General features: G+C 74.4%; 28 protein-coding genes. 11 read left to right on the top strand and 17 right to left on the bottom strand.

The features are described 5' to 3' along the window. The first annotated feature begins 51 nt into the window (after positions 1–51). The 6 genes from EDF18_RS05790 (at position 52) to EDF18_RS05765 (ending at position 4,842) form a co-directional block, all read left to right on the top strand. On the top strand, positions 52–723 hold the full coding sequence (locus EDF18_RS05790; RefSeq protein WP_123546777.1) for a DedA family protein: 672 nt from the start codon (positions 52–54) through the stop codon (positions 721–723). 64 nt (positions 724–787) lie between these two features. Further along, positions 788–1,408, top strand: a complete 621-nt coding sequence (locus tag EDF18_RS05785) for a nucleoside/nucleotide kinase family protein (RefSeq protein ID WP_123546776.1) — start codon at positions 788–790, stop codon at positions 1,406–1,408. Between the two features lie 62 nt (positions 1,409–1,470). Next, on the top strand, positions 1,471–2,127 hold the full coding sequence (locus EDF18_RS05780; protein ID WP_123546775.1) for a histidine phosphatase family protein: 657 nt from the start codon (positions 1,471–1,473) through the stop codon (positions 2,125–2,127). A gap of 270 nt (positions 2,128–2,397) precedes the next feature. Next, positions 2,398–3,798 carry a peptidoglycan DD-metalloendopeptidase family protein gene (locus EDF18_RS05775; protein ID WP_158614620.1) on the top strand — a complete coding sequence of 467 codons (1,401 nt, stop codon included), beginning with the start codon at positions 2,398–2,400 and terminating at the stop codon, positions 3,796–3,798. Between the two features lie 98 nt (positions 3,799–3,896). Next, positions 3,897–4,472 carry a GNAT family N-acetyltransferase gene (locus tag EDF18_RS05770; protein WP_233568991.1) on the top strand — a complete coding sequence of 192 codons (576 nt, stop codon included), beginning with the start codon at positions 3,897–3,899 and terminating at the stop codon, positions 4,470–4,472. Between the two features lie 10 nt (positions 4,473–4,482). Continuing rightward, positions 4,483–4,842 carry a hypothetical protein gene (locus EDF18_RS05765; RefSeq protein ID WP_123546773.1) on the top strand — a complete coding sequence of 120 codons (360 nt, stop codon included), beginning with the start codon at positions 4,483–4,485 and terminating at the stop codon, positions 4,840–4,842. 58 nt (positions 4,843–4,900) lie between these two features. Here EDF18_RS05765 and EDF18_RS05760 read toward each other — a convergent pair whose 3' ends face one another. The 5 genes from EDF18_RS05760 to EDF18_RS05740 form a co-directional block, all read right to left on the bottom strand. Continuing rightward, the gene (locus tag EDF18_RS05760) at positions 4,901–5,851 is read right to left on the bottom strand and encodes a hypothetical protein (RefSeq protein WP_123546772.1); all 951 of its coding nucleotides are present in this window, start codon (positions 5,849–5,851) and stop codon (positions 4,901–4,903) included. Positions 5,852–5,932: 81 nt separating this feature from the next. Further along, on the bottom strand, positions 5,933–6,805 hold the full coding sequence (locus EDF18_RS05755) for a DNA/RNA non-specific endonuclease (protein WP_123546771.1): 873 nt from the start codon (positions 6,803–6,805) through the stop codon (positions 5,933–5,935). 86 nt (positions 6,806–6,891) lie between these two features. Continuing rightward, entirely contained in the window at positions 6,892–7,986 is a 1,095-nt protein-coding gene (locus EDF18_RS05750) for a glutamate--cysteine ligase (protein ID WP_123546770.1), read from the bottom strand. Positions 7,987–8,199: 213 nt separating this feature from the next. After that, positions 8,200–8,853, bottom strand: a complete 654-nt coding sequence (locus EDF18_RS05745; RefSeq protein WP_123546769.1) for a PadR family transcriptional regulator — start codon at positions 8,851–8,853, stop codon at positions 8,200–8,202. Between the two features lie 165 nt (positions 8,854–9,018). Then, positions 9,019–9,942, bottom strand: a complete 924-nt coding sequence (locus EDF18_RS05740) for a CoA ester lyase (RefSeq protein ID WP_123546768.1) — start codon at positions 9,940–9,942, stop codon at positions 9,019–9,021. 270 nt (positions 9,943–10,212) lie between these two features. Between EDF18_RS05740 and EDF18_RS05735 the strand changes: the two genes are divergently transcribed. The 3 genes from EDF18_RS05735 (at position 10,213) to EDF18_RS05725 (ending at position 14,205) form a co-directional block, all read left to right on the top strand. Beyond that, entirely contained in the window at positions 10,213–11,817 is a 1,605-nt protein-coding gene (locus EDF18_RS05735; RefSeq protein WP_123546767.1) for a hypothetical protein, read from the top strand. 199 nt (positions 11,818–12,016) lie between these two features. After that, positions 12,017–12,733 carry a hypothetical protein gene (locus EDF18_RS05730; RefSeq protein ID WP_123546766.1) on the top strand — a complete coding sequence of 239 codons (717 nt, stop codon included), beginning with the start codon at positions 12,017–12,019 and terminating at the stop codon, positions 12,731–12,733. Positions 12,734–12,924: 191 nt separating this feature from the next. Next, positions 12,925–14,205 carry an Nramp family divalent metal transporter gene (locus EDF18_RS05725; RefSeq protein ID WP_123546765.1) on the top strand — a complete coding sequence of 427 codons (1,281 nt, stop codon included), beginning with the start codon at positions 12,925–12,927 and terminating at the stop codon, positions 14,203–14,205. A 26-nt stretch (positions 14,206–14,231) separates the two neighbouring features. Here the strand turns inward: EDF18_RS05725 and EDF18_RS05720 are convergent, their stop codons facing one another. After that, positions 14,232–15,365: an alpha/beta fold hydrolase gene (locus tag EDF18_RS05720; RefSeq protein ID WP_123546764.1), complete on the bottom strand. Its 1,134-nt coding sequence runs from the start codon at positions 15,363–15,365 to the stop codon at positions 14,232–14,234. Positions 15,366–15,503: 138 nt separating this feature from the next. On the opposite strand from EDF18_RS05720, the gene EDF18_RS05715 reads away from it, so the two are divergent. After that, positions 15,504–16,202, top strand: a complete 699-nt coding sequence (locus EDF18_RS05715; protein ID WP_123546763.1) for an SRPBCC domain-containing protein — start codon at positions 15,504–15,506, stop codon at positions 16,200–16,202. A 42-nt stretch (positions 16,203–16,244) separates the two neighbouring features. On the opposite strand, the gene EDF18_RS05710 is transcribed toward EDF18_RS05715, so the two are convergent. Further along, positions 16,245–16,853, bottom strand: coding sequence for a DUF1990 family protein (locus tag EDF18_RS05710; protein ID WP_123546762.1), 609 nt, complete (start codon positions 16,851–16,853; stop codon positions 16,245–16,247). A 48-nt stretch (positions 16,854–16,901) separates the two neighbouring features. Between EDF18_RS05710 and EDF18_RS05705 the strand changes: the two genes are divergently transcribed. Further along, on the top strand, positions 16,902–17,567 hold the full coding sequence (locus EDF18_RS05705; RefSeq protein ID WP_123546761.1) for an alpha/beta hydrolase: 666 nt from the start codon (positions 16,902–16,904) through the stop codon (positions 17,565–17,567). 138 nt (positions 17,568–17,705) lie between these two features. On the opposite strand, the gene EDF18_RS05700 is transcribed toward EDF18_RS05705, so the two are convergent. The 10 genes from EDF18_RS05700 to EDF18_RS05655 form a co-directional block, all read right to left on the bottom strand. Next, positions 17,706–18,986, bottom strand: a complete 1,281-nt coding sequence (locus tag EDF18_RS05700; RefSeq protein ID WP_123546760.1) for a M18 family aminopeptidase — start codon at positions 18,984–18,986, stop codon at positions 17,706–17,708. A 121-nt stretch (positions 18,987–19,107) separates the two neighbouring features. Then, on the bottom strand, positions 19,108–19,488 hold the full coding sequence (locus tag EDF18_RS05695; protein WP_123546759.1) for a hypothetical protein: 381 nt from the start codon (positions 19,486–19,488) through the stop codon (positions 19,108–19,110). A gap of 57 nt (positions 19,489–19,545) precedes the next feature. Beyond that, on the bottom strand, positions 19,546–20,460 hold the full coding sequence (locus tag EDF18_RS05690; RefSeq protein ID WP_233568990.1) for an AlkA N-terminal domain-containing protein: 915 nt from the start codon (positions 20,458–20,460) through the stop codon (positions 19,546–19,548). After that, complete coding sequence (locus tag EDF18_RS05685) at positions 20,457–21,056, bottom strand: DNA-3-methyladenine glycosylase I (RefSeq protein ID WP_123546758.1); 600 nt, start codon at positions 21,054–21,056, stop codon at positions 20,457–20,459. Before EDF18_RS05685 ends, EDF18_RS05690 begins: the two co-directional genes overlap by 4 nt. Further along, positions 21,053–21,715: a methylated-DNA--[protein]-cysteine S-methyltransferase gene (locus EDF18_RS05680; protein WP_233568989.1), complete on the bottom strand. Its 663-nt coding sequence runs from the start codon at positions 21,713–21,715 to the stop codon at positions 21,053–21,055. The genes EDF18_RS05685 and EDF18_RS05680 overlap by 4 nt, the downstream gene beginning before the upstream one ends. Continuing rightward, the gene (locus tag EDF18_RS05675) at positions 21,712–22,338 is read right to left on the bottom strand and encodes an RNA polymerase sigma factor (protein WP_123546757.1); all 627 of its coding nucleotides are present in this window, start codon (positions 22,336–22,338) and stop codon (positions 21,712–21,714) included. The genes EDF18_RS05680 and EDF18_RS05675 overlap by 4 nt, the downstream gene beginning before the upstream one ends. A 1-nt stretch (position 22,339) precedes the next feature. Continuing rightward, positions 22,340–22,864 (bottom strand): methylated-DNA--[protein]-cysteine S-methyltransferase, encoded by a 525-nt coding sequence (locus EDF18_RS05670; RefSeq protein WP_199732333.1) that lies wholly within the window; start codon positions 22,862–22,864, stop codon positions 22,340–22,342. A 266-nt stretch (positions 22,865–23,130) separates the two neighbouring features. Then, positions 23,131–23,409: an acylphosphatase gene (locus EDF18_RS05665; RefSeq protein ID WP_123546756.1), complete on the bottom strand. Its 279-nt coding sequence runs from the start codon at positions 23,407–23,409 to the stop codon at positions 23,131–23,133. A gap of 119 nt (positions 23,410–23,528) precedes the next feature. Then, positions 23,529–24,515, bottom strand: a complete 987-nt coding sequence (locus EDF18_RS05660; RefSeq protein ID WP_123546755.1) for an aldo/keto reductase — start codon at positions 24,513–24,515, stop codon at positions 23,529–23,531. A 136-nt stretch (positions 24,516–24,651) separates the two neighbouring features. Then, the gene (locus EDF18_RS05655) at positions 24,652–25,860 is read right to left on the bottom strand and encodes an alcohol dehydrogenase catalytic domain-containing protein (RefSeq protein WP_123546754.1); all 1,209 of its coding nucleotides are present in this window, start codon (positions 25,858–25,860) and stop codon (positions 24,652–24,654) included. Positions 25,861–25,873: the final 13 nt, after the last annotated feature.

Here is a 25,873-nt window from a genome sequence, read left to right as displayed (position 1 = left end):
GACCACCGGGGGAGGAGGCACCCCCGAGCGCGCTGTCGTTACACTCGCCCGGTGACGACAGCCACCCTCCTCGCCTCCCTGCCCCTCGCCTCCGGCGGCTTCCTGCTCTTCGACCCCGAGGCGCTGCTGCCGGCGCTCGGCCCCTGGGCGCTCGCGGGCATCTCGCTGATGGTGTTCATCGAGTCGGGCGTGCTGTTCCCGTTCCTGCCGGGCGACTCGTTGCTGTTCACGGCCGGGCTGCTGCACGAGGCCCTCGAGCTGCCGGTCTGGCTGATCGCCCTCTGCGCCTTCGCCGCCGCGTTCCTCGGCGACCAGGTGGGGTACTTCCTCGGCAACCGCTTCGGCCGGCGCTGGTTCACACCCGACGCGCGTGTGCTGAAGACGGCCCACCTCGCCAAGGCCGAGGCGTTCTTCGCCAAGTACGGCGGCCTCTCGCTCATCCTCGGCCGCTTCGTGCCCATCGTGCGCACCTACGTGCCGCTCGCCGCGGGCACGGCGGGCTACCGCTACCCGGCGTTCCTCGCCTTCAACGTCATCGGCGCGTTCCTCTGGGCCGTGGGCCTCACGGTGCTCGGCTCGCTCCTCGGCGGGGTGCCGATCATCGCCGACCACATCGACGTCTGGGCGATCGTGATCGTGCTCGTCTCGGTGCTGCCCATCCTCATCACGGTGCTCCGCAAGGCGATCTCGGCGCGGCGCGCGACGCCCACGCCCGGCGCCTGAGCCGAGCTCGCCGGTCGTGACGTCGCCAGCCGACGTGCCAGCCCCGGGTCCTGAGCCGCTCGGCGTGGACGACGCCGTCGCGAGCCTCGTCGGCCTCCGGGCCCGGACGGGCCGTCGCGTCGTGGTCGGACTCGCGGGCGAGCCGGGCAGCGGCAAGAGCACGACCGCGACGCTGCTCGTCGATGTGCTGGTCGCGGCGGGCACCCCGGCCGTCGTCGTCCCGATGGACGGCTTCCACCTCGCCGGCGCGACCCTCGCCCGCCTGGGCCGGCTCGATCGCAAGGGCGCGATCGACACGTTCGACGGCACGGGCTGGCTCGCCCTCCTCCGTCGCATCCGACGGGTCGAGCTCGGCGAGACGGTCTGGGCGCCCGACTACGTCAGGGGCCTCGAGGAGGCGGTGGCCGGTTCGATCGAGGTCGCCCCCGACGTCGAGGTCGTCGTCGTGGAGGGCAACTACCTGCTCGTCGACGACGAGCCGTGGCGGAGCGCCCGCGCCGAGCTCGACCTCGTCTGGTGGGTGGAAGTGCCGCAGCCCGAGAGGCTGCGGCGGCTCGTCGCGCGGCACGTGCGGCACGGCATGGCCGACGAGGCGGCGCTCGCCTGGGCGACCGGGCCCGACGAGCGCTCGGCCGCGCTCGTGCGGGCCACCCGCCCCCGTGCCGACGGCGTGCTCGCAGGCTGACCCCTGGCCCTGGCCCTGGTCGGTGTCCATGGCGTCGGTGGCCGTCCGTAGGGTGGTGAGCCATGCGCCTCTACCTCATCAGACACGGTCAGACCCCCGACAACATCCGCGGCGAGCTCGGCACGACCGTGCCCGGCCCGGGCCTCACCGACCTCGGCCTCGAGCAGGCCGCCGCGCTGCCCGAGGCGCTCGCAGCGGCGGGCATCGGCGCGATGTCGACCAGCACCATGCTGCGGACGCAGCTGACCGCCGCGCCGCTCGCCGCCTCCCTCGGCCTCGTGCCGACCGTCCGTGACGGCCTCCGCGAGGTCGAGGCGGGCGAGCTCGAGCTCCGCTCCGACCAGGAGGCCGTGTCGACCTACCTCGGCACCGTGCTGCGCTGGGTCGACGGCGACCTCGACGCCCGCGTCCCCGGCGCCGAGGACGGCCACGCGTTCTTCGCCCGCTTCGACGGCGCGGTCGACGAGGCCTGCGCCGCTGGCCACGACGTGGTCGGCGTCGTCAGCCACGGGGCCGCCATCCGCGGCTGGGCGGGGCGACGTGCCTCCAACGCCGACGCCGCGTTCGTGCGCGCCCACCAGCTCGCGAACACCGGCGTGGTCGTGCTCGAGGGGTCGCTCGACGAGGGGTGGGCGCTCGTCGAGTGGGCCGGCGAGCCCGTCGGCGGCGCCCTGCTCGACGACCCGGCCGCGAGCGACCCGACCGGTGAGGCCGTCTGACCTGCGATCCGCGCGACGGGTCGACCGGCTGACCGGCCACGCTCGCTGCGCCCGGATCGGGGGACAGATCACGGGGTCGATGTGACTCGTGTGACTCGAGTGAAGTCGTGTGGCCCCAGCTCTGGGGGTCGTCGGGTGACACCTGAACCTTCTACCTCGGGTTTACCCTCGCCCTCTTCCGCCGTAGGGTGGTCACGCATCCGACCTCGGTGACGAGCTGCCGACAGGCAGCTCGACGCAGGTCGCCCCCTCGAGTCAGGACACGACCACGTGAGTTCTCCGCTGCCTGCACCGCTCCTGCCGGCCCTGCGTTCGCGCAGCGCGTTCGCCGTCGTCTCGACGTTGCTCCTCGCGCTCGTCTTCGTGGTCGCCGGTGTCGTGGTCGGGGGCTCGCCCGCACGCGCGGCGACCTACCCGACCTGGGACGACGTCAAGGCTGCCCAGGCGAACGAGTCGTCCAAACAGGCACAGATCTCCGAGCTGCAGGGCCTGCTCGACCAGCTGCAGTCCGACGCGGTGAACGCGCAGGCCGAGGCCGAGCGCCTGGGCGCAGCGTTCCAGGCCGCTCAGGACCTCGCCGACCAGGGCGCCGCGAAGCTCGCCGAGCTGCAGGCGCAGGTCGACGAGAAGAACGCGATCGCGGACGAGAGCGAGAAGCGAGCCGGCCAGGTCTCGGCCCAGCTCGCCCGCACCGGCGGCGGCGACGTCTCGACGCAGCTGGTCGGCGACGGCGAGGCCGCCGACGACCTGCTCTACCGCCTCGGCGCCATGAGCAAGATCACCGAGCAGGCCGACGGCATCCGTGAGCAGGCCGTCTCCGACCGCAACGTGGCCCAGTCGCTCGGCGACCAGGCCGCGGTCGCGAAGCAGGCGCTGGTCGGCCTCCGTGACACGGCGCAGGTCTCGATGGACGAGGCGCAGGCCGCGGCCGACGCCGCCACGGCCGCGGTGACCGCTCAGCAGGAGAACGAGTCGCGCCTCCAGGCCCAGCTGACCGTGCTGCAGGACACGACCGCACAGACGCAGGAACAGTACGAGGCCGGTGTCGAGGCGGAGCGTCAGCGCGTCGCCGCCGAGCAGGCCGCCCGAGCCGCCGAGGCCGCCCGCCAGGCGGAGGAGCTGCGTCAGCAGCGTGCCGCCGCCGCGGCCGCGGCTGCTGCGGCGGCCGCCGCGCGTCCTGCCCCGAGCGCCGGCGCCCCTGCCCCTGCTCCGGCGGCGCCCCCGGTGTCGTCCGGCGGAGGCGGCGGGTCGGGATCCGGCTCCGGCTGGGTCCGCCCCAGCGGCGGCGGCATCTCGAGCGGCTACGGCTACCGCGTCAACCCCGTTTCGGGCCAGTGGAAGCTGCACGACGGCGTCGACCTCGCGCCCGGCTGCTCCACGCCGATCTACGCGGCGGCCTCCGGCACGGTCAACTACGCCGGTGCCTACGGCGGCTACGGCAACTACGTGCGGATCGCCCACAGCGGCGGCCTCAGCACGGCCTACGGCCACATCGTCAACGGCGGCATCAAGGTGCGCAACGGCCAGTCCGTCGTCGCCGGCCAGCTCATCGCCCTCGTCGGCTCCACCGGCAACTCGACCGGCTGCCACCTGCACTTCGAGACGCGCGTCAACGGCGCCTCGACCGACCCGGTGCCGTTCATGGCCGCCCGGGGCGTCAGCCTGCGGTAGCGGGCCCCGGCTCACAGGCCCAGGCTGACCAGCCCCGGCTCCGGCGCGACGTGCACAGCGTGCAGGGAGCGTCCGGGCAGGGATGGCAGGATGTCGCGGTGACGAACACCGCTCCTCCTGCCCAGGTCTCTCCTCGACACCCACCCCTCGAGCCATGCGTCCCCGCCGCCTCGTCCGGGGCGGCGCTGCACGTGCAGCACGTCGCGTGGGACGACCCCCGGGCCCTCGAGCTCCGGGCACGCATGGACGCCGAGATGAACGAGCGCTACTCCGACCCCGGCGTCGTGGAGGACCCGGCGGTCACGGCCGCTCGCGACGACGCCCTGCGCGTGCACCCCGAGCAGGTCCACGCGACCGTGCTCGTCACCGACGACGTCGGCCGTGCCGTGGCGCACGCCGTGCTGCGCGACCTCGACGGGGAGTGGGAGGTCAAGCGCGTCATCGTCGACTCGACCGAGCGCGGCCGTGGCCTCGGCCGGGTGCTGATGGCCGAGGTCGAGGCCGTCGCCCGGGCCGCCGGGGCGCCGCGGCTCATCCTGCAGACGGGCGACCGCCAGCCTGAGGCCGTCCGCCTCTACGAGCGTGTCGGCTACCGGCCGATCCCGACCTACGAGCCCTACGTCGAGGCGCTCCCGAACTCGATCTGCTTCGAGAAGGTGCTGGTCGCCCTCTAGGCTGGGCGCGATGATCACGCGACGAGACGCTGCCCTGCAGCTCGACATCCCGCTCGAGATGGCGGTGCGGCACGGCATCCCCGCGAGGCTGACGCTCGACGAGCTGCTCGCGCTCGAGAAGTCACCGCCCGCGTGGCTGCTGCAGTCCCGGGCCAACCGCACGGGCAAGCCCGTCTGGGTCGATCTCGCCTGCGTCGTGTGCGGCTACCACGAGGCCGCCCGGCCGAAGAAGTGGTGGCCCTCGTGGACGCACCTCAGCTGCGACGACCACGGTGTCGACGAGCTGCCCGAGCCCGAACAGGGCACGGCGCGCAGCGAGGTGACCGGCGTGGGCAGCCGCTTCGTCGCCATCGTCGACTGGCGGCCGTAGACCCCGTCCCCGTGCCCGGCAGGTCTGTCCCGAGCGTGTCTCGAGCCCCCCCGGCCGGTCAGCCGCCGTAGCCCACCGACGCCGGCGCGTCGAGTCCGGTCAGCAGGTGCACGAGCGCCTGCCGGGCGTCGTCGGCGAGCATCTGCCGCTGGATGTGCTGGTCGTGCCAGTGGACCAGGTCGGCCGGGACGACGTCGGCCGGCCCCTCGGCCGGACCGGTCTCGACTTCGCCTACCACGACGTAGCGGAACGCCCAGGGGCCGCCCTCGTCGGCGAGCGTGGTCCGGTGCCCGAGCAGGCGGTCCGTCGAGACGTCGACGAGGACCTCGTGGCCGGGGTCGCCGGGGTCGGGCAGGCGGACGTCGACCCGTCCGTGACCGGACTCCGTGTCGGGCCCGGCGACGCGGGTGCCGAGGACCGCCGTGCCGGTCGTGTGCCCGGTGGCGCCGTCCGGATCGTTGACGACGTCGTCGTCCGCCGGCGTCGAGGTGGATCGAGGAGGTGCGCTCCGGTCGAGCCCCGACACGACGTCGTCGACCACCCGGGTCACCGCGACCTCGATCGCATCGCTCTCGGTCGCGAGGCGTCGCGCCGCATCGCGGAGCCACCCCTCGAGGACGACCAGGTCGTCGGACGAGAAGGGCTCCGGCTCGAGCGAGTGCACCGAGAAGTCGGCAGCCTCGACGGACCACTCCCACGACAGCACGACGCGCACCATCGCGGTGCTGCGGGGGAGCAGCGCCAGCACGCCTCGTCGCAGGCCGGGCGACCAGTGGAGCTCGGGGTCGTCGAGCAGGGGGCGGACGAGGTCGGCCGACGCCCTCGCGTCGTCCGGCACGTCGAACTCCGCCACCACGTCGCGCCAAGGGGTCGCCCGCTCCGGAACGACGTCGTGCTCGCGCCGGACGGTCAGGACCGTCGCGGGATCGTCGGCGAGTGGTCGTGGGCCCCGGGCGTCGGGGGCGTCACGGGCGGCAGGGTCGGCAGGCACGAGGACGGATCCTGCCACGCCGACCTCCGGCCGAGCCGAGTCGACCGGTCCGGGCCCGGCCGAACCGGGCCGAGACCCGACCCGACCCGGCGTGCCCCGCTAGAACGTCAGTTGGTCGGGCGAGTCGAGCGGCACCCACCCCTCGGGGAGCCCCGAGGGCGGCCGGACCGTCGGGACGACCTGCAGGGAGTCGGCCTCGGCCAGCTGCGCGAGCTCGAGCCCGGTCAGCGCGGCGATGTCGCGCACCGGCACCTGGAAGGTGCGGTACGGCCCGAGCGGGGGCAGCTCGCCCTCGTCGCCGGCCCGTGCGGTCGCCCGCCCGAGGTCGGCGTCGTCCAGCTGGGGCGACTGGTCGAGCAGGTAGCCGGAGGTCCGCAGCGCGGAGCCGTCGCGTGTCGCCCAGGCCGCGATCTTCCAGAAGCGGAGCGGCAGCTGGACGCCCCGGTAGGTCGGGTCGTCGGGGTGCAGCACCGGACCGGTCAGCACGCTGAGGCGCTGCTGGTGCACGGCCGCGTACTCGAGGACCAGGTCTTCCAGGCCGAGCCAGAGCTCGGACGACTGGTTGAAGTCGCCCGCCTGCGGGGCCGCGTTCGTGTAGGTGAACGTGTCGAGGTTCGCGCGCGACGCGACCGCCGGCGTGCCCCAGACCGGGTCACGGCGTCGCACGAGGTGGCCGCGGTCGAGGTCGTTGCGGGCGTAGACCTCGGGCCCGCACTGCTCGTCAGCGGCGACGCGCTCGTCGAGGTGCCAGTCGTCGCCCCGTTCGAGGTCGACGAGCGAGGACCCGTCGACGTTCACCGCGGTCAGGGACGCGAGGCGCCGGCGCGGGTCGAGCAGCACGGTGAAGTGCGCGTAGGGCAGCTCGCGCACGGCACGCGGGCCGGGGCGGGGCAGCGGCACCTGCACGGCGAGGAACCCGGGGTCGTACCCGAGGGCGGCCGACGCCTCCGGCTGGTCGTCTGCGATCGTCATCCGCGCCTCCTGGTGCTCGGTCGGTGGTCTGGGTCCATCGTGCACCGCACCTCCGACACCGGTCCGTGCCCCCGAGCCGCCTCGGCTCAGGCGCGGGCGACGAGCGCCGTCTCGCAGAGCCGGCTCAGCTCGGCGGGGCCGCCGCGCCGCACGGCCGCCCGCTGCCGCTCGGCGCCCGTGCCGTCGGTCGTGACGCGGTCGAGCAGGGCACGTGTCCGCTCGTGGTCGCCCGACGCGTCGAGCGCGTCGCCGACGTGCACGAGGAGGCGGTGCAGCACCTCGCGGGATCCGCGAAGCTCCCCGGCGACGGGGTCGAGCAGCTCGCCGCCGAGCCCGTCGCGCGCGGCGTGCCAGAGGCCCGCGTCGAGCAGCTCGGGCTCGACCTCGAGCGGGGCGACGTCCGCCTCGGCCTCCTCGCGGGCCGTGTCGACGAGGGCGCGCACCAGGGTCGCGGCGAGCAGGGCCCCGCCCGTGTCGAGCTGGGCGTCGGCGACCCTGACCTCGACGGTGGGGTGGTCCTCGGCGAGCCGGGCGTTCCACCAGATCGTGCGCGTGTCGTAGGTGCCGCCGACGCCGACGAGCCGACGGATCCGCCGGTCGTAGTCGGCCGCGTCCTCGAAGGGAGGCGGGCAGCCGCCGGTCGACCAGCGCCGCATGTGCATCGCGCGCCAGCTCGCGAAGCCGGTGTCGGCGCCGTGCCAGTACGGCGAGTTGCCGGTGAGGGCGAGCAGCGTCGGCAGCCAGGTGCGCACCCGGTTCAGCACGGCCACGCCGACGTCCCGCGACGGCACGCCGACGTGGACGTGCGTCCCGTTGATGAGGTGGTCGGTGACGAGGCCGCGGAACTCCTCCTCGACACGGTGGTACCGCTCGGTGTCGGTCACCGCCGGCCAGCCGCTGCACATGAAGGGCGTGCCGACCGCGGCCGCGACGACGCCGCGCCTGCGGGCCTGGGCGGCGAGCCGCGTGCGGAAGGTCATGAGGTCCGCCTCGGCCTGGTCCATCTGCGTGAAGACGGGGCTCGACCGCTCGATCTGCGACGCCAGGAACTCGTGGCTGACGAACTTCGACTCGTGGGCCGAGCCGAGCAGCTCGGCGTGCACGGAGGCGGCGACGTCGGTCGGCGTCAGGGTCACGGGGTCGACCAGGATGAACTCCTCCTCGATGCCGAACGTCGTCATGCGGCCCCCTGTCGTCGGGGGGATGCTAGCGACCCGGCCGGGGAGCGCCCGCCGATCGGCCGAGAGGTGACCGTGACGACGGGGTACGCGCCTGGCGTGTGCGGGACGGGCGAGACACGCGGGCCGGGCGCCGAGCCGTCGCGGCCGGGCACGCGAAGGAGGCGCGGTGCAGGCGTGCCTGCACCGCGCCTCCTGGACGGGACCCGTCAGACGTCAGTCGGCGAGGATCGCGTAGAGCGCGCGCCGCGTCTCGTCGAGCTTGGCGGTGGCCGCCGCGCGCTGCGCGTCAGTCACGCCCGAGCGGAACTGCTGCACGACGCCGAAGAGCTTGCCGAGGCTCTCGCGGAACTCGTCCGAGGCCTCGTCCCCGGTCGTGGCGGCCCAGGCCGCCTCGACGGCGTCCGCGTGCTCGGCCACGTAGGTGCGGCCGGCCTCGGTGAGCGAGTACTCGCCCTTGGCGGCCTCGTCGCCCGCGACGATGAGCTCTTCGTCGACGAGCTGCTGCAGCGTGGGGTAGACCGAGCCAGGGCTCGGCTTCCAGACGCCGTCGGTGCGCTCGGCTATGGCCTTGATCAGGCCGTAGCCGTTCGACGGGGCGTCGGCGAGCAACGACAGGACCGCGAGGCGGACGTCGCCCTTGCGGGCTCGGCCGCGGCCGCCGCGGTGGCCGCCGGGGCCGAAGCCGGGGAACCCGGGGAAGCCGCCGAAGGGGCCGGGGCCCCCGGGGCCGAAGCCGGCGCCGCCGGGTCGGCCGCCGCGGGCGAAGGGGCGGCCGAAGCGGCCGCCGCCGGCGAAGCGGTCGTGCTGGTCGCGGTGGTCCGAGTGGTCAGGGTGGTCGGGATTCAGGTGGTGGTGTGCGTTGCCCATGGGGAACGTCCTCTCGATTTCAAGTCTGTGTCGCGGTGGTTGTCGCGATGTGTCAAAGATATGTCGCTGACTATCGCTTGTCAAGAGTCGGCGAAAAGAAGGAGGCGCACCCGGTGGGGGTGCGCCTCCTCGGCCCTGCTCTCGACCAGTCGGCCGGTCGGGCGGTTAGCTGGCCGGTGCGACGCCGAACGCCGTGGCGAGCTTCTCGATCTTCTGCGCGCGGCCGAGACGGGGCAGGTCGCTGCCGTCGCGGATGACGCGGCCGCGGCCCTCGAAGTCGGCCAGGAAGTCCTGGGCCCAGGCGACGTCGGACGGCGTGGGGCTGATGACCTCGTTGATGACGGGCAGCTGCTCGACGTCGAGGCAGAGCTTGCCCGTCAGGCCGAGGGCGACGGCGACGCCCGCCTGCTCACGGAGCACGGGGTGGCTGCTGCCGACGGTGGGGCCGTCGATCGGGCCGGGCAGGCCGCCGATGCGGCTCGCGACGACCAGGCGGGAGCGGGGGTAGGCCATGGCGAGGTCGTCGGCGCTGGTGCCCGTGTCGCGGCGGTAGTCGCCGCTGCCGAAGGCCAGGCGGAACGCGCCGCGCGCCTTGGCGATCGAGGGGCTCTCCTCGATGCCCAGCGCGGACTCGACCAGTGCGAGGACCCGCACCGCGCCTCCCAGCCGGTCGAACGTCTCGGTGACGTGCTCGGGCGCCTCGGTCTTGGCGAGCATGACGCCCTGGAGGCCCGGCAGGCCGAGGAGGGCGTCGACGTCGTCCGACCAGAAGTCGGTCGAGCGGTCGTTGATCCTGACCCAGGCGCTGCCGCCGGCCGTGAGCCAGGCGACCACGTCGTCGCGGGCGGCGGGCTTGCGGGCCGGGTCGACGGCGTCCTCGATGTCGAGCACGATCTGGTCGGCGCGGGAGCGCGCGGCCTGGTCGAAGCGCTCGGGGGCCGTGCCGGGCACGAGCAGCCACGAGCGGGCGATGTCGGCCGGCGGCTTCGAGCGGCCGGTCGCGGTCGAGCCGGTCGTGGTCGCGCCCGTGGCGGCGGAGCCGGACGGGGCGGCGTCGGGGGCGCCGGCGGTGGTGGCTGTGTCGGTCATGGGACGTCCTCGTCTGTCTCGTCGTCGCGTCTCGCCGGGTCCGCTCGTCGCGGGCGGCGTGCCCCACCACGCTACCGGCCCGTCCGGAGCACGCGGTCGACGGCGCGCAGCGACGCGCGGCCACGGGTCTCCGCTCGGCAGGCGAGGGGTCCAGCCCTGACGCGGCTGTCGGGCGTACCGTTCAGGAAGACCACAGGCGACACCCGGGGTCACGGAGCACCGGCGACGTGCCCCTGGGGCGTCGCGAGGCCACGATCACGAGGAGCTGCCATGACCGACGCGAACACCCCGAGAGACCGCGCCGACGAGGGCGACGCCCGCGACCGCGCCCCGCGCGAGCCCGCCCGCGACCCGCTCGACGACGCACCGCTGACCCGCGACGACCACGACTCGGACGCCGACACCGACGATCGCCGTGCCGCCGACGGCCCCGCCGTCGACTTCGGCGCCCCGGCCGCCGATCGACCCGCCGTCGACTTCGGCTCGCCCGCCGCGTCCGACGGACCCGCCGAGCCTGCCGTCGCACCCGAGGACCGTGTCGAGGACTCAGGTGCCGACGACCGCGACGACGCCGCCGGCCGTCGTGCCGACGACACGTCGACCACGTCTCCTGACTCGTCGACGGACCCGGCCGCGCCGCCTGCCGTCGCGTTCGGCGACGCCCCCGCTGGCCGGTCGAGCGACACGGACTCGGCCGACGTCGACCGTTCAGGCGACGACGACGACATCCGTGCCGGCGACGGCGCGTTCGCGGCACCGGCCGCGACGACGACGCCTGAGTCCTCGACCGGCGACGAGCACCTCTCGACCTCCGACGAGCGTGCGTCGTCCGACCACGCCGACACCGAGGTCCTCCACGACCGCGTCGAGCCCGCACCCCGCGACGACGCCGACACCACCACCGCCCGTGCGGACGACCCGGACGGTCGTGACGACGAGGCCCGCGTCGTCCCGCCCGTCGTCGCCCCGACGCCCCCCGCGTCGCGTGCCTGGTCCGCCTCGCCCCAGGACGACTCGGGCCGTCCCCTCCACGACGACGACGCCCTCCGCGCCGCCGAGGCCCACCGTGCGCCGGGCGAGGACGGCTCGCGCGTCGACGGCGACGCCGCGGACGACGGCGACCGACGCGACGACTCGCCGACCGTGGTCGCCCCCGTGGCGGCACCCGGCCGCGGCGACGGCGCCCCCACCTCCTCCTGGCGCACCGACGACGGCCGTGTGGCCGGTCGTCCGGGGGGCGCCGGTCCGGCCACCGGCTCGCAGGCGTACCCGTTGGTGGCCGAGACCGCGGACCCCGTGGCCCTGCGCCGCGAGCTGCTCACGGAGCAGAAGCAGGAGTTCTCCGGCATCCGCCCCGGCGCCGGCCTCCTCGGCTGGTTGGCCGCGACGGGCTTCGGGGTCTCCGTGTTCGTCGTCTTCGCCGCGATCGCGTCCGCCGTCGTCGCCGCGTCGTCCGGCTCCAGCTCGGGGGGCTTCCGCGGCTACCTGGGCGAGAACGCCGAGGTCCTCTCGATCACGACCGGGATCGTCGTCCTCGTGATCGTCTTCGCCGGGTACTTCGTCGGCGGGTTCACGGCCTCACGCGTCGCCCGGTTCTCCGGCTTCAAGCAGGGCCTGGCCACCTGGCTGTGGGGCCTCGTCATCACGATCGTCGTCGGGGTGGTCGGCGCCGTCGTCGGCGTCCAGGCCGGCGACCAGTCCGCGCCGAACCCGATGATCCCCTCCATGGACGACATGTCGTCGACCTCGGTCGAGTCGTTCGTGTTCCTGGGCCTCCTCGTGGTGCTGAGCTTCGTCGGGGCCGTCCTCGGCGGCCTCCTCGGACAGCGTTGGCACCGCAAGGTCGACCGCTTCGTGCCCGACCACCAGGTCTGATTCCCTCGGGTCCCGACGGCGGCAGGTCGCCGTCGGGCCCCGCCGTGAGCGGGTCCGGCAATCCGGCAGGGCCCCCGAGCCGAAGCACCGACGCACCGAACCACCGACGCACCGAACCACCGACGCACCGAACCACCGACACCGGCCCGCGACGCCGCGCAGCAGCGACGACACGGGCAGCGACACGCAAAGGACCCTCATGCACCTCCTCGACCGCTCCTCCCTCGTCCGCAGCACCCTCGCCGTCGTCGCCGCGGGCACCCTCGTGCTCGGCCTCGCGGCCTGCTCGTCCACCTCCGACTCGGAGAGCAACAACACCGCGCCGACGCACCCCGTCAACGCGACCGAGCCGGCCGAGGAGTCGACGGAGGAGCCCCTGGCGACGATCCCCGCGCTCACGGGCGGCGTGGACACCCAGGTCGCCGTCGACGCCTCCTTCGTCGACGCGCTCGGCACCCTCGGCCTCACCCCCGGGGTCGTCGGCGACGCGACGTTCACCGACGGCACGTTCTCGTTCCCCATCACGGGCGGCAACGTGACCTACTACGACCCCGAGGGCGACGTGCGTCCCTACGTGCAGGGCAACATCGACCACGACGACTCGGGCCTGTCGCTCACCGCCGCCGACGGCACGGTCGTCGAGCTGAGCGACTTCCGCATCGACCCGGGCGAGAGCAAGCTCTACGGCACCGTCACCGCGAACGGGACGATCGCGGCGCAGGACGCCTACCTCTTCACGCTCTGGGGCGGCACGCTCGAGCCCCTGAAGACCGAGGGGACGAACGCCGTCCTCGAGGGCACGACCGTGCACGTCAGCCCCGACGCCGCCGCCCTGCTGAACACCACGTTCGACACCGACGCGGTCCAGGACCAGATGCTCGTCGGCGTCGCGAAGATCACCGTCGCCACCCAGTAGTCGAGCAGGGACACCGGCGTCGTCACCTCGGCGTCGGGACGGGAGCCCCGTGCCGCGTCTGCGGGACGGGGCTCCTCGCGTTCCCCTGCCCCCGCCTCCTCCGCGCCCCCCTCGGCGGGAGACCGGACACGTGCCTTTCGCGGTGCAGCAAGTGAAAGTTCGGCAAGCCGAAATCTGTGTAGGGTCGAGGCATGGCGACGACACGACCCCCCGGCTCCGCGGCGCAGGAGGCGCCTGGCCGTCGACCGGCACTGCGCCCGCACCCGAGGCCGCGCGGCACCCTGCTCGGCCCGGCGTTCGTCGCCGCGATCGCCTACGTCGACCCGGGCAACGTCGCGGCGAACCTGACCGCCGGCGCCCAGTTCCAGTACCTGCTGCTGTGGGTGCTCGTCGCCGCGAACGCGATCGCGGTGCTCGTGCAGTACCTGTCGGCCAAGCTCGGCGTCGTCACGGGGCAGTCGCTGCCCGAGGTGATGGGCCGCCGGCTCCCTCGCCCGGCCCGGCTGGCGTACTGGGGCCAGGCCGAGGTCGTCGCGGCGGCCACCGACGTCGCCGAGATCATCGGCGGCGCGCTCGCCCTGCAGCTGCTCTTCGGCGTCCCGCTCGTCGTCGGCGGCCTCATCACGGGCGTCCTGTCGCTGGGGCTGCTGATGCTCACGCAGTACCGCGGGGGCCACGTCTTCCAGTCGGTCATCATCGGCATGCTGGCGATCCTCACCGTCGGCTTCTGCGCCGGCCTGTTCTTCTCGCCTCCGTCGGGCCCTGGCATGCTCGAGGGCCTGGTGCCGCGGTTCGAGGGCGCGCAGTCGGTGCTGCTCGCCGCCTCCATGCTGGGCGCGACCGTCATGCCGCACGCCGTCTACCTGCACTCCGCCCTCGTGCGCGACCACCACGGCGCCGTCGCCGAGGGCGACGACCGTCGTCGGGTGCTGCGGGCCACGCGGTGGGACGTCGTGCTGGCGCTCGTCGTCGCCGGCGGGGTCAACATCTCGATGCTCGTGCTGGCCGCCTCGACGCTGCCCGGCCGCACGGGCACCGACACCATCCCGGGTGCTCACGACGCCATCCGCGACGCCCTCGGGCCGGTCGTGGGCGTGCTCTTCGCCGTGGGGCTGCTCGCGTCGGGCCTCGCCTCGACCTCGATCGGCTCGATGGCCGGCGCCGAGATCATGCACGGGCTGCTGAAGGTGCGGGTGCCCCTGTTCGTGCGCCGCGTCGTCACGCTCGTGCCTGCCCTGGTGCTGCTCGCGACGGGCGTCAGCCCGACCTGGCTGCTGGTGCTGAGCCAGGTGGTGCTGAGCTTCGGGATCGCGTTCGCCCTCGTCCCGCTCGTCGTGGTGACGAGCGACGCCCGCCTGATGGGCACGGGGCGGAACGCGACCGGTACGCGCGTCACCGCATGGGCGGCGATCGCCGTCGTCATCGCGCTGAACGTCGCGCTGATCGTCCTGACGGTGACGGGCGGGGGCTAGGGGCCGCGAGCCTGGGAGCAGCGAGCCTAGGAGGCGGTGGTCCGGCCGTCCCGCTCGGTGCGTCCGGTGCGGCTGGCGTCGTCGTCGCCGTCGGCCCGCGCCTCCTCGTCCGACTGCGCCTCCTCCGACTGCTCGTCGGCGCGGCGTCGCTCGGCGCGGTCGTGGGCGGCGAGCATCGCCTCCGCGTGCTCGGACTTGGCCTCGCCGACGGCGGCGTCGTCGCCGCGGGCGATGGCGACGCCTTCGCGGACGGTGGCCAGCACCGCTTTGGCTGCCTCCTCCGGGGTGAAGTCGAACTCGCCCCGCTCGCTGCCGTCGCCGGCGTCCGCGTAGTGCTGCAGCTCGTCGCCCTCGCCGGGCCGCGGGGGCTGCTCGGCGTGCTCGACGCAGAGCCGCGCCACCTCCTCCGCGTGGGCGTGCATGACGGAGTGGGCCGCGCCGGGCATCTCCCAGAGCCGCGACGACGGCACGAGCCGTCCGATCTGCTCGACCCAGCTGCGCGGCGCGACCGCGTCGTGCTCGCCGCGGATGACGAGCGTGTGGGCGCGCACCTTCGGCAGCTGCTGCTCGATCGGGTAGGTCATCATCTTCGGCAGCACCTGCGAGAACCAGTGCACCCCGCAGACGAGGTAGGCCCGCAGGGCGAGCACCTTGACCCGGCCGGGCTCGTGCCAGGCGGCCTGCAGGAACCGCCGCGCGGCGACCGTCACGCGCCGCTCGGCGGGGTTCACGACGGGGCCGATCAAGACGAGCGTCGACAGCTCGGGGCGGCGGGCCGCGAGGTCGGTGACGATCTGGGTGCCCATGGAGTGCCCGACCACGATCGGGTCCTTGAGCCCGAGGTCGTCGATGGCGGCCCCGACGAGGTCGGCGAACTGGCGGATCGTGAGGGCCTTGCGCGGGTGCGTGACGCCCGCGAAGCCCGGCAGGTCGAGGGCGTGCACGGGGCCGAACGAGTTGAGGTTCGGGGCCAGCCGCTCGAAGTAGTCGGACGAGACCCCGATGCCGGGGACGAGCACGAACGGGCGCTCGCCGGTCGTGCCGATGGTGCTCACGCGCACCCAGAGGTCGCCGCGCTCGACCCGGCTGACGCGCACGCGGGTGCTGGACTCGTCGCGGCCTCGCCTGCGCGTGTGCCCGCGTGTGCCTGTGACGGCCATGCGCCTCCTCGTCGGTGTCCGTTCGCAGCGCTGCCGGGGCAGGAGGTGCGGGACGGTGGGCGACCAGTCTCGCACCCCGCGGGAGGCGTCGGTCTGGCAGGATCGGCACCACCGTCCCGCGCCCCCGAGGAGGCTCTCGTGCCCCGAGCAGACATCACCAGGAGCATCACCGTCGCCGCGCCTCCTGAGGTCGTGTTCGAGGCGGTCACGACGGGGTCGGCCGGCTGGTTGTGGCCCGTCGACGTCGAGCCCCGGGTCGGCGGGGCAGCGGGGCCGGGCGTCGTCACCGTGTGGGATCCGCCGAGCCGGTGGGCGAACCGGATGGAGCAGGGCGACTGGTGGAACGAGCTCGAGCACGTGATCGACGAGCTCGACGGGGCGACGCGGCTGCGGTACCGGCACAGCAGCGTCTTCGCGGACGACGGCCAGCTCGACGGCGCCGAGACGCACACCGACTTCTACCTGCACACCCTGGCCGAGTACGTCGCGTGGTTCCCGGGGCGGCCAGCGACGTGGATCTCGGCCGAGGCTCCGGCGACGTCGCGCGAGCCGGGGTCGTTCGACCGCGTCGTCGAGGCGCTCGGTCTGACCGCCGGCCACGAGGTCGGCGATGCGCTCGTGATCGACCTGCCGGGCGTCGGCGCGGTCATGTCGGGCATCGACTGGCGCTCAGGGTCGTTCCTCGGGCTGCGGACCGCGGACGCCCTGTACCGCGTCTTCGGACGGGAGCGCTGGGGCGGCGGGGTCGCCGTCACCGTGCACCACTTCGCGGATGACGTGGACGCCGCTGCCGTGGCCGCGGCCTGGGAGCAGCGGCTGCGCGAGGTCTTCGCCTGAGGCAGGCAGGCAGGCAGCGCCTCCGTGTCGGGAGGCGTCGGCTCAGCGGCGCAGGACGGGGTCGAGGGCGCGGAGGTTGCGGCGCAGCAGGAGGCGCAGCGCGAGCCCGGACGCCGGGCCCGCCAGGCGCATCCACCAGGCTCCAGGGCGCCAGACGACGCGGATGTCGAGGGTGACGCGGTCGTCGGGGTGGTGCGTGGCGAGGTAGCTCTCCCAGCCGCGCTGCGGGTGGCCGACCAGGGCCGCGTGCAGGAACCCCGTAGAGCGGGGGAGCGCTGGCGCGCCGCCGAGCCGCCCTGGTCCGGCTGCGTCGGCGGGACCGTCCACAGCCTCGCCGACGGGCTCGTCGTCGAGCACCCGGACGACCTTGCAGGCGACCCTCGGTCGCAGCGGCCCGAACGGGATCGCCCAGGAGCTGACCGCGCCGGCCAGCACCCGGTCGGGCACCTGCAGAGCGACGAAGCCGGAGCCGCGGTGCACCTGCCAGCCGAGGACGGCGTCCCCGGCGGTCCGCGCGTCGTCCGCCCCGTGGCCGACGAGTCGCGAGACAGCCGTCACGTGGAAGCCCTCCGGGACGGGGCCCGACAGCGTGGGCTCGCCCTCGAACGCCCACGCGTCGACGAACCCGGGCGGGACGCTCTGTGACGACATGGGTCGAGCCTGGCACGTCCGTCGGCGCCGCTCGGGCAGGATCGGCGGATGACGACGAGCGCGCCCGGGTTCCTGCTGCTGCACGGCTGGCAGAACAGGCGTCCCGCCGACCACTGGCAGCACCTCCTCGCCGACGAGCTGCGGGGGCGTGGCCTCGCCGTGCGCTACCCGCAGCTGCCCTCGCCGGACGAGCCCGACCTCGCAGAGTGGGAGGCGGCGGTCCGGTCGGAGCACGCTGCCCTCGGCCCCGGCCCGGTGACGGTCGTCTGCCACAGCCTCTCGACCCTGCTCTGGCTGCGGATCCAGGCCGGGGCCCGCCCGCTCGCGGCCGACCGGGTCGCGCTCGTGTCGCCTCCGTCGCCCGAGCTCATCGCCGGGCAGGACGCCGTGCACGCGTTCGTCGACGGCGGCGCGGCCCTCGGCACGGCTAGCGGTGAGGCCGGTGGTGAGGCCGCCGGCGCAGAGTCGCGGGACACGCTGCTGTTCGACGGCCGTCTCCTGGGGACGGGGGCCGTCGGCGACTCGGTCGTCGTGGCCGGCGACGACGACCCGTGGCTCCCGCTCGGCCTCGGCGACACGTGGCGCGGCCGCCTCGACGGCCGCCAGGTCGTGGTGCGCGGCGGCGGGCACCTCACCCCCGACTCCGGCTTCGGGGCGTGGCCGGCGATGACCGCCTGGGCCCTCGGTCAGCGAGGCGAGGTCGCGCTCGGCTGACGTGCGAGTCGGCTGGCGGCCGCCGGCTCGCAGCTGGCGGCCGCGTGGCTGCGCCGGCAAGGCGGGCGGGTTCGTCCTGCACGGGCGCACGTGACGGACCGCTGACGACGGACCCGCCCGCCCCGCGAGCACGAGCCCCTAGGAGGCGGGGGCCAGGAACGCGGCGGCGGCAGCCGACAGGGAGGCCGGGTCGTCGACGCCGCAGAGCTCGCGCGCCGAGTGCATGCCGAGCAGGGGGACGCCGACGTCGATCGTGCGGATGCCGAGGCGGGTCGCCGTGATCGGCCCGATGGTCGAGCCGCACGGCACGCTGTTGCTCGAGACGAACTCCTGGAACGGCACGCCGGCCTGCTCGCACGCCCGCACCCACTCGGCCGCGCCGAGACCGTCGGTGGCGTACCGCTGGTTCGCGTTGATCTTGAGCAGCGGCCCGCCGTTGACGACGGGCTGGTTCGCGGGGTCGTGCCGCTCGGGGTAGTTCGGGTGGACGGCGTGCCCGGCGTCGGCGCTGAGGCACCACGAGGCCGCGAGCGCGCGCCGGTGGTCGGTCGCGTCGGCGCCGAGGCCCGCCGAGACGCGGGCGAGGACGTCCTCGAGGAACGGCCCGGCGGCCCCGGAGGGAGTGGCCGAACCGACCTCTTCGTGGTCGAACGCAGCGAACACGGCGACGTGGTCGAGCTCGGCGTCGGCCGTCGCGAGGAGGGCCGCGAGCCCCGCGTGGGTCGACGAGAGGTTGTCCATCCGCCCGGCCGCGAAGAGCTCGCCCGAGAGGCCGAGCACGGCAGGGGCGGCGGTGTCGGCGACGACCACGTCGTAGCCGACCACGTCCGAGCCCGAGAGGCCGGCGAGGCCCGCGAGGTGGCCCAGCACGTCGGCCTGGTCGAGCGGGCCGGCGCCGACCACCGGGGCGAGGTGGCGCTGGGGGTCGAGCTTGAGCCCCTCGGCGTTGACGCCCCGGTCGAGGTGAACCGCGAGCTGCGGGATGCGGAGGAGGGGCCCGGTGCGCACGAGGGGGGTCTCGCCCGAGCGGGTCACGAGCCGCCCGGCGAACTCGAGGTCGCGGTCCAGCCAGGAGTTGAACAGCGGGCCGCCGTAGACCTCGACGCCCGCCTGCACCCAGCCCCGCGTGCCCGTCGTGGGCTTCGGCTTGAGCTTGAAGCCGGGGGAGTCGGTGTGCGCCCCCACGACCCGGAACGGAGTGGTCGACGAGGCGCCGCCCGGCTCGACCCACGCGATCACGGCGCCGTCACGGACGACGTAGCGCCGTCCGGGACCGGTCGGCCACACGGCCGTCTCGTCGAGGGCCGTGAAGCCGGCCGCCTCGAGCCGACGAGCGGCCTCGGCCGCGGCGTGGAAGGAAGAGGGGGACGCCTGGATGAAGGAAGCGAAGTCGTCGAGGTGCGCGCGCGAGGAAGTCATCCCCACCAGCTTGCACCATGCCGGCGACGGGTCGGCGTCAACAGCGGGGCGTCGGTGCCCGGTCTGCCGCGCGACGTCGTCAGCGCACGGTCGTCAGCGCCTGGCCGACTGCACCCGGTCGTCAGCGACCGCCGCTGCCGGTGACCTGGGCGCCGGGCTCGGCCTCGCTCTCGCCGCGGCCGTCCTCGTCGTCGGCGGTCAGCCCGTCCGTCCGGTTCCCGGAGACACCCGCGGGGTCCACGGCGACGTAGCCGTCCTCGCCCGACAGCGGGCCGCCGAGGCGCTCGGTGACGTCGCCCTCGGGAGTCGCGTCCCCGCTCCCGGCGGGGCGGCCCTGGGTGTCGGTGTCCCCGTCGGCTGGGTGCCCGGCGGAGGTCGTGGCGGCGTCGTCGTCGTGGGAGGCGAGCGCGGCCTCCTCGAGGCGCTCCTCGAGGGCGCTTCCCTCGGTGGCGTGGCTCTCGGTCGCGGCGTCGTGGGGCTCGTGGTCGTGGCTGGTGCTCATGGATCGTCCTCTCGTGGGCGGAACTCGTCCGACAGTAGGCGTGGTGCGGGAGGCAGGTCAGGGGACGGTCGGCAGGGCGTGCGACCACAGGTGGAAGAGGGCGTAGGCGCGCCACGGGGCCCAGGGCGCGGACGCGACCTCGGCCTGCTTCGTGGTCACGCCGCCGAGCGCCCGCCTGAGCACGAGGTCGCCCGCGGGGTACGCGTCCCGGTCGCCCAGGGCCCGGACCGACAGGTAGTCGACCGTCCACGGACCGATGCCGGGCAGGGCCAGCAGCGACGCACGGACGGCTGCGACGTCGCGGTCGGGCGCGATGACGAGACCGCCGGCCACGGCCTCGGCGACGGCGTGCAGCGTCCGGCCCCGGGCGCCGGTGACCCCGACGGCGGCCCGGAGCTCGTCGACCGGCAGGGCCGCGACGACGTCGGCGCGGGGGAACCTGCGGAGTCCCGTCCCGGCCACGTCGGTGCCGAGCGCGGCGACGAGCCGTCCCGCGAAGGTGCGGGCCGCGGCGAGCGAGACCTGCTGGCCCAGCACGGTGGTGACCGCCGCCTCCCACCCGTCGGGGCTGCCGGTGATGCGGATGCCGGGCCGAGCGCGGACGAGCGGGCCGAGCACGGGGTCGTCGCCGAGCGCGGCGAGCACGCCGGAGGAGTCGGCGTCGAGGTCGAGCCACCGACGGACGAGACGCTCGACCCGGTCGCGGTCGTCCGGCGAGGGGGCGAGCCCCGGGGAGGCGGTGGCCACGACGTCGACGCCGCTCGGCTCGAGGCGCAGGTCGAGCCGCAGCACGCGCGACGGCTCATCGGCCGCTGCCACGTCGACGAGGCGGGAGTGCGTGCCGGCCGTGACGTCGGTCAGCTCCGCCCCCGGCACGCTGTGCGCCGCGAGGAGGCCGATCGCGTGTGCGGCGTCGTACAGGCCGTCGGTCTCGAGGCGCAGCTCGAGCGGGGCGAGGACGAGGTCGGTCACCGTGCCGCCTCCCACACGCCCGACGACCCTCGTCGGTGGCTGTCGACCAGGTGGGTGTCGACGATCCCGGTGGCCTCCATCAGCGCGTGCATCGTCGTCGGGCCGACGAAGGCGAAGCCGACGGCCTTGAGCGACTTCGAGAGCGCGACCGACTCGGGGGAGGTCGTGGGGACGTCGGCGAGCTCGACGGGACGAGGGGTCTCGGCGGGCCGGTGAGACCACACGAGGTCGACGAGCCCGCCGCGCTCGCGGAGGGCCACCGTCGCGCGGGCGTTCGTGATCGTCGCGTCGATCTTGAGCCGGTTCCGCACGATGCCCGCGTCGGCGAGCAGGCGCTCGCGGTCGGCGTCGTCGAAGCCGGCCACCACGTCGGGGTCGAAGTCGCGGAACGCGGAGCGGAACGCCTCGCGCTTGCGGAGGATGGTGGCCCACGACAGGCCCGACTGGAAGGCCTCGAGGCTCAGCCGCTCGAAGAGCCCGCGCTCGTCGCGGACGGGCATGCCCCACTCGGTGTCGTAGTACTCGCGCATCAGCGGGTCGACCGCAGCCCAGGGTGGTCGGGCCAGGCCGTCGTCACCGATCACCACGCCGCTCACGAGCGCGCTCCGGCCGAGAGCTGCGACTCGAGCCCGAGCAGGACCGCCTTCGCGGCCTCGCCGCCGCGGTAACGACCCGGGGTGCCGTCGCTGCGGACCACGCGGTGGCAGGGCACCACGACCGGCAGGGGGTTCGTCGCGCAGGCCGTGCCGACGGCTCGGACGGCCCTCGGGCTGCCGCTCGCGGTGGCGACGCGGGCGTAGCTCGCCGTCTCGCCGTAGGGGATCTCGGGCAGGTGCTCGAGCACGGTCCGCTGGAAGCCCCGGGACAGCCTGCGGTCGAGCACGAGGTCGAAGTCCCGGCGCCGCCCGGCGAAGTACTGGTCGATCTCGACCGCCACCTCGTCGAGCTGCCGGCCGGACCGCAGCACCCGGGAGCCGACCTGCTCGGCGACGCGGTCGAGCACGGCGTCGTGGTCCTCGACCTCGAACGCCACGCGCACGAGACCGACGTCTGTGGAGCAGAGCAGCAGCAGCCCCACAGGGGAGGGGACGGTACGCCAGAAGACGTCGACGGTGCCGACGACCGCAGCCTGGTCCGCGAGTCGGCCGCGGAGGAGGTCGAGGTGTGCGTCGAGGCCGGGGCCAGGCTCGGTGTCGGTCGCCTCGACGAGGCGGTGCTGCACCGCAGCGTCGACGTCGGGTGCGGTGTCGTTCACGGGCGTGCTCCTTCTCGGGGTCTCGTACGTCGGGGCGCCTCGGGTCGGGGCGCCTCGGGTCGGATCGCCGTCGAGCCGGTCGAGCCGGTCGGGGCGGTCGGGCGGGTCGGGAGGGCGGGGGTGGAGCCTCTCTCGTCGCGCTCGCCCAGCACGTTGCGCAGGGCGGCGACGCCGTCGGCCGCCGAGCGTCGACACGCGGCGTGGCTGCGGCCGGTCAGCTCGGCGACCTCGAGGTGGCTCAGCCCGGCGAGGTGGTGCAGCACGACCGCGTCGCGTTGCCCCTCGGGCAGGGACCGGACCGCGCGGAGCAGGGCGTCGTCGCGGGCGAGGACCTCGTCGAAGGCCGCCGACGACGACTCGCCGTCTGGCCCGGGCTCCGGCAGGTGCTCGACGGGCTGGGGCCGACGGTCCCTGGCTCGGATGACGTCGAGGGCCTTGCGACGGGCGACGGTCACGAGCCACGCCTCGACGTTGACGTCGGACGGGAGGTCCGGCCAGGCGACCAGGGCGGCCAGGAACGTCTCCGACCAGGCGTCGTCGGCGTCGGTCGGCTCGAGCAGGGCACGACAGACCCGGAGGACGGTGGTGCCGTGCAGCTCGACGACGCGATCGAAGGGCGGCATCTCAGAAGAGCCGACCGGAGCCGGCCGACGCCGGTGCCTCGTGGTCGAGCAGGAACCGCTTGCGGACCAGCCCGCCGGCGTACCCGGTGAGCGAACCGGCGGAGCCGACGACTCGATGGCACGGCAGGAGGATGCTCAGCGGGTTGGCCCCGTTGGCGGTGCCGACGGCTCGGGCGAGCCTGACGTCGCCGAGGGCGGCCGCGAGCTGCCCGTAGGTGCGGGTCTCGCCCCAGGGGATGGTCGCGAGCTGCTGCCACACGCGCTGCCGGAAGTCCGTGCCGACCGGCGCGAGGGGCAGGTCGAAGGCACGACGCTCGCCGGCGAACCACGCGGCGAGCTGGCTCTCGACCTCGACGAAGTCGGACAGGCCGGTGCCGACCGACGATCGGGCGCCGAAGCTGGCAGGGTCGGGCAGACGACGGTGGTCGGAGAAGAACAACCCCGTGACGCCGTCCTGGCCGCCGACGAGCGTCAACTCGCCCACGGGGCTGTCGATCGTCGTGTGGACGACGGAGATCGTGCTCATCGGGGCTCCTGTCTCGGCTGATCGTACTCATCATGGAGACGCGCGCCGCGCTTCCTGTGTGAGGTGAGGCGCGGGAACCTGCGGAGGGTGCACGGATCAGAACATGAGCCGCGAGTCTCAGCAGACGCCCCGGCGCGGCCTGGTACTACTGAGGGCGCGCCCTTCGCGGGCGCCACCGGCCCGGTCCGGGGACTCCACGCTGTCGGGTGCGTGCGAGCACCCGGGCCGGGTCCTCCTCGTCCAGGGCCTCGTAGGTCGGCGACGCCTCAGCGCCGCGTCTCGAAGCCGCCCTCGCCGGTGGGGGCGAGCTCCTCCACCTCGACGCGCGACACGTCGGCGCCGGCGGGGCCCTCCTCGAGCCAGGCCAGCAGTCGGCCGACAGCCTCGGGCTCGCCCTCGACCTCCACCTCGACGGTGCCGTCGGAGCGGTTGCGCACGAAGCCGTCGACGCCGAGGCGGTCCGCCTCGCCCTCGGTCGAGAAGCGGTACCCGACGCCCTGCACGGTGCCGTGCACGAGGGCGCGTCGTCTGATCACGTCGTCCATCGGTCGACCGTACCCGCGCCTCCCCGTCCCCGGACGCGTCGAGGGCGGGCCTCCCGGGCCGAGGACGGGTCGAGACCGACCTGCCCGCGCGCTGGGAGACCCGCCCTCGAGGACCGTGCTCAGCGGTCGATGGTCGACATGTCCGAGTAGCGGTCGCCCTTCGGCGCGGCGACGTCGTCGAGCTGGTGCACCTGCTCCTCGGTGAGCTCGATCACGTCGGCGGCGACGTTCTCGTCGAGGTACGTGCGGCGCTTCGTGCCCGGGATCGGCACGATGCCCTCGCCCTTGGCGAGCAGCCAGGCGAGCGCGACCTGGCCGGGCTTCGCGCCGACCTGGCGGGCGACCTCGTCGACCTGCTCGACGATCCGCACGTTGGCCTTGAGGTTGTCGCCCTCGAACCGCGGGTTGAACCGGCGGAAGTCGTCGTCGGCGAGCTCGTCGACCGAGCGCAGGGTGCCCGTCAGGAACCCGCGGCCGAGCGGCGAGTACGGCACGAAGCCGATGCCGAGCTCGCGGACGGTCGGCAGCACCTCGGCCTCGGCCTCGCGGCTCCACAGCGACCACTCCGTCTGCAGCGCCGTGATCGGGTGGGTGGCGTGCGCGCGGCGGATCGTCTCGGGCGACGCCTCCGAGAGACCGAGGAACCGCACCTTGCCGGCCTCGACCAGCTCGCCCATGGCCCCGACGGTGTCCTCGATCGGCACCAGGGGGTCGACGCGGTGCTGGTAGTAGAGGTCGACGTGGTCGATCCCGAGTCGCTTCAGCGAGCCGTCGATCGAGGTGCGCACGTACTCCGGGCGACCGTCGATCGTGCGCTCGGCCCGCGCCTCCGGATCGGTGACGTTGCCGAACTTGGTCGCGACGACGGCGTCGTCGCGACGGCCCTTGAGCGCCCGGCCGAGCAGCTGCTCGTTGGTGTGCGGGCCGTACATGTCGGCCGTGTCGAGCAGGGTGACGCCGTGGCCGAGCGCGGCGTGGATCACGCGCACCGACTCGTCGTCGTCGGTCCCGCTGCCGGTGTAGAAGGCGGACATTCCCATGAGGCCGAGGCCGATGCGGCCCACGTCGAGTCCGCCGTCGACGCTGCCGAGTGTGGTGTTCTTCATGGCGTCAGGCAACACCCGTGCGCTGTGCGGCGACCGAAGGAGGCGCGGTGCCGGTCGGAGGGACCGCAGGAGGTGCGGTGCAGGTCGTCCCTGCACCGCACCTCCTCGTTCGCCTCGCGCCCCGAGGGGCCGGGGCCTACGCCGTCGTCAGCTCGACCTTGAGCCAGCCCGGCTCACGCCGGTCGAACGCTTCGTACGCGGCGATCGCGTCGCCGACGGGCTCGCGCTCGGTGATGAGCGCAGTCGGTTCGAACAGCCCGGCGGCGACGCGCTCGATCAGCGGGGGAGTCACCGAGTGGTGGTCGCAGTTGCCCATCCGGATCGTGAGGTTCTTGAGCATGGCCGCCCCGATCGGGTACGACTCGACGGTGGGCGAGTAGACGCCGATGATGCCGATCCGGCCGTACTTCGCGACGATCTCGACGGCCCAGCGCGCCGCCTGCGACGGCGCGCTGCCGGGCACCCACAGGTCGCCCTGCGGAGCGGCGCCGGGCGCGACCTGCGCGACCTCCTGCTCGAAGCTGCTCTTCTCCTCGTCGGAGGGAGCGGCAGGGCCCGAGACGGGGTGCTGCGCGTCGACCCCGACGGCGTCGATGACGGCGTCGACGCCGACGCCTCCCGTGAGGTCCTTCACGGCCTGGACCGGGTCCTCGCGGTTGAAGTCGACCACCTCGGCGTTCTGGGCCAGCGCCTGGGCCAGGCGGTCCTCGAGGCCGTCGATCGCGATTACGCGGGAGGCGCCCTGCTGGAACGCGGACGCGATCGCGAACTGCCCCACGATGCCCGCCCCGAGCACGGCGACGACGTCGCCGCGACGGACGCCGGCGAGCTCCGCCCCGAACCAGCCGGTGGGGTAGATGTCGCTGAGCAGGATCGCCTGCTCGTCGCTGACCGTGTCGGGCAGCGGGTGCAGCGTGTTGCGCGCCCACGGGACGCGCACGTACTCGGCCTGGAGGCCGTCGATCGGCCCGGTCGACGCCGGCCCGCCGAAGAAGGCGGTGCCCGCGTCCGGTCCGTTCGCGTTCGCGACGTCGCACTGCGCGGTGTGGCCCTCGCGGCAGTACCGGCAGGCGCCGCACGACACGGTGCTGTTGATCACGACGCGGTCGCCAGGGCTGAAGCCGCGCACCGCGTCGCCGACCTGCTCGACGACGCCGACGGCCTCGTGCCCGAGGACGGTGCCTTCCTCCATCGGCGCCATCGTGCCGCGCACGAAGTGCAGATCGGTGCCGCAGATCGCGCTGCGGGTGATGCGGACGATCGCGTCGTTCGCATCCTGGATGGTGGGCTTGTCGACCTCGTCGAGACGGATGTCCCCGATGCCGTGCCAGACGACTGCCTTCATGTGTGCCTCCTCG

The organism is Frigoribacterium sp. PhB107, from assembly GCF_003751515.1.
In the GTDB taxonomy this organism is placed as follows: Bacteria; Actinomycetota; Actinomycetes; order Actinomycetales; family Microbacteriaceae; genus Frigoribacterium.
Note: the sequence above shows the minus strand (reverse complement) of the source record. Positions and strands in the feature narration are given on the sequence as shown.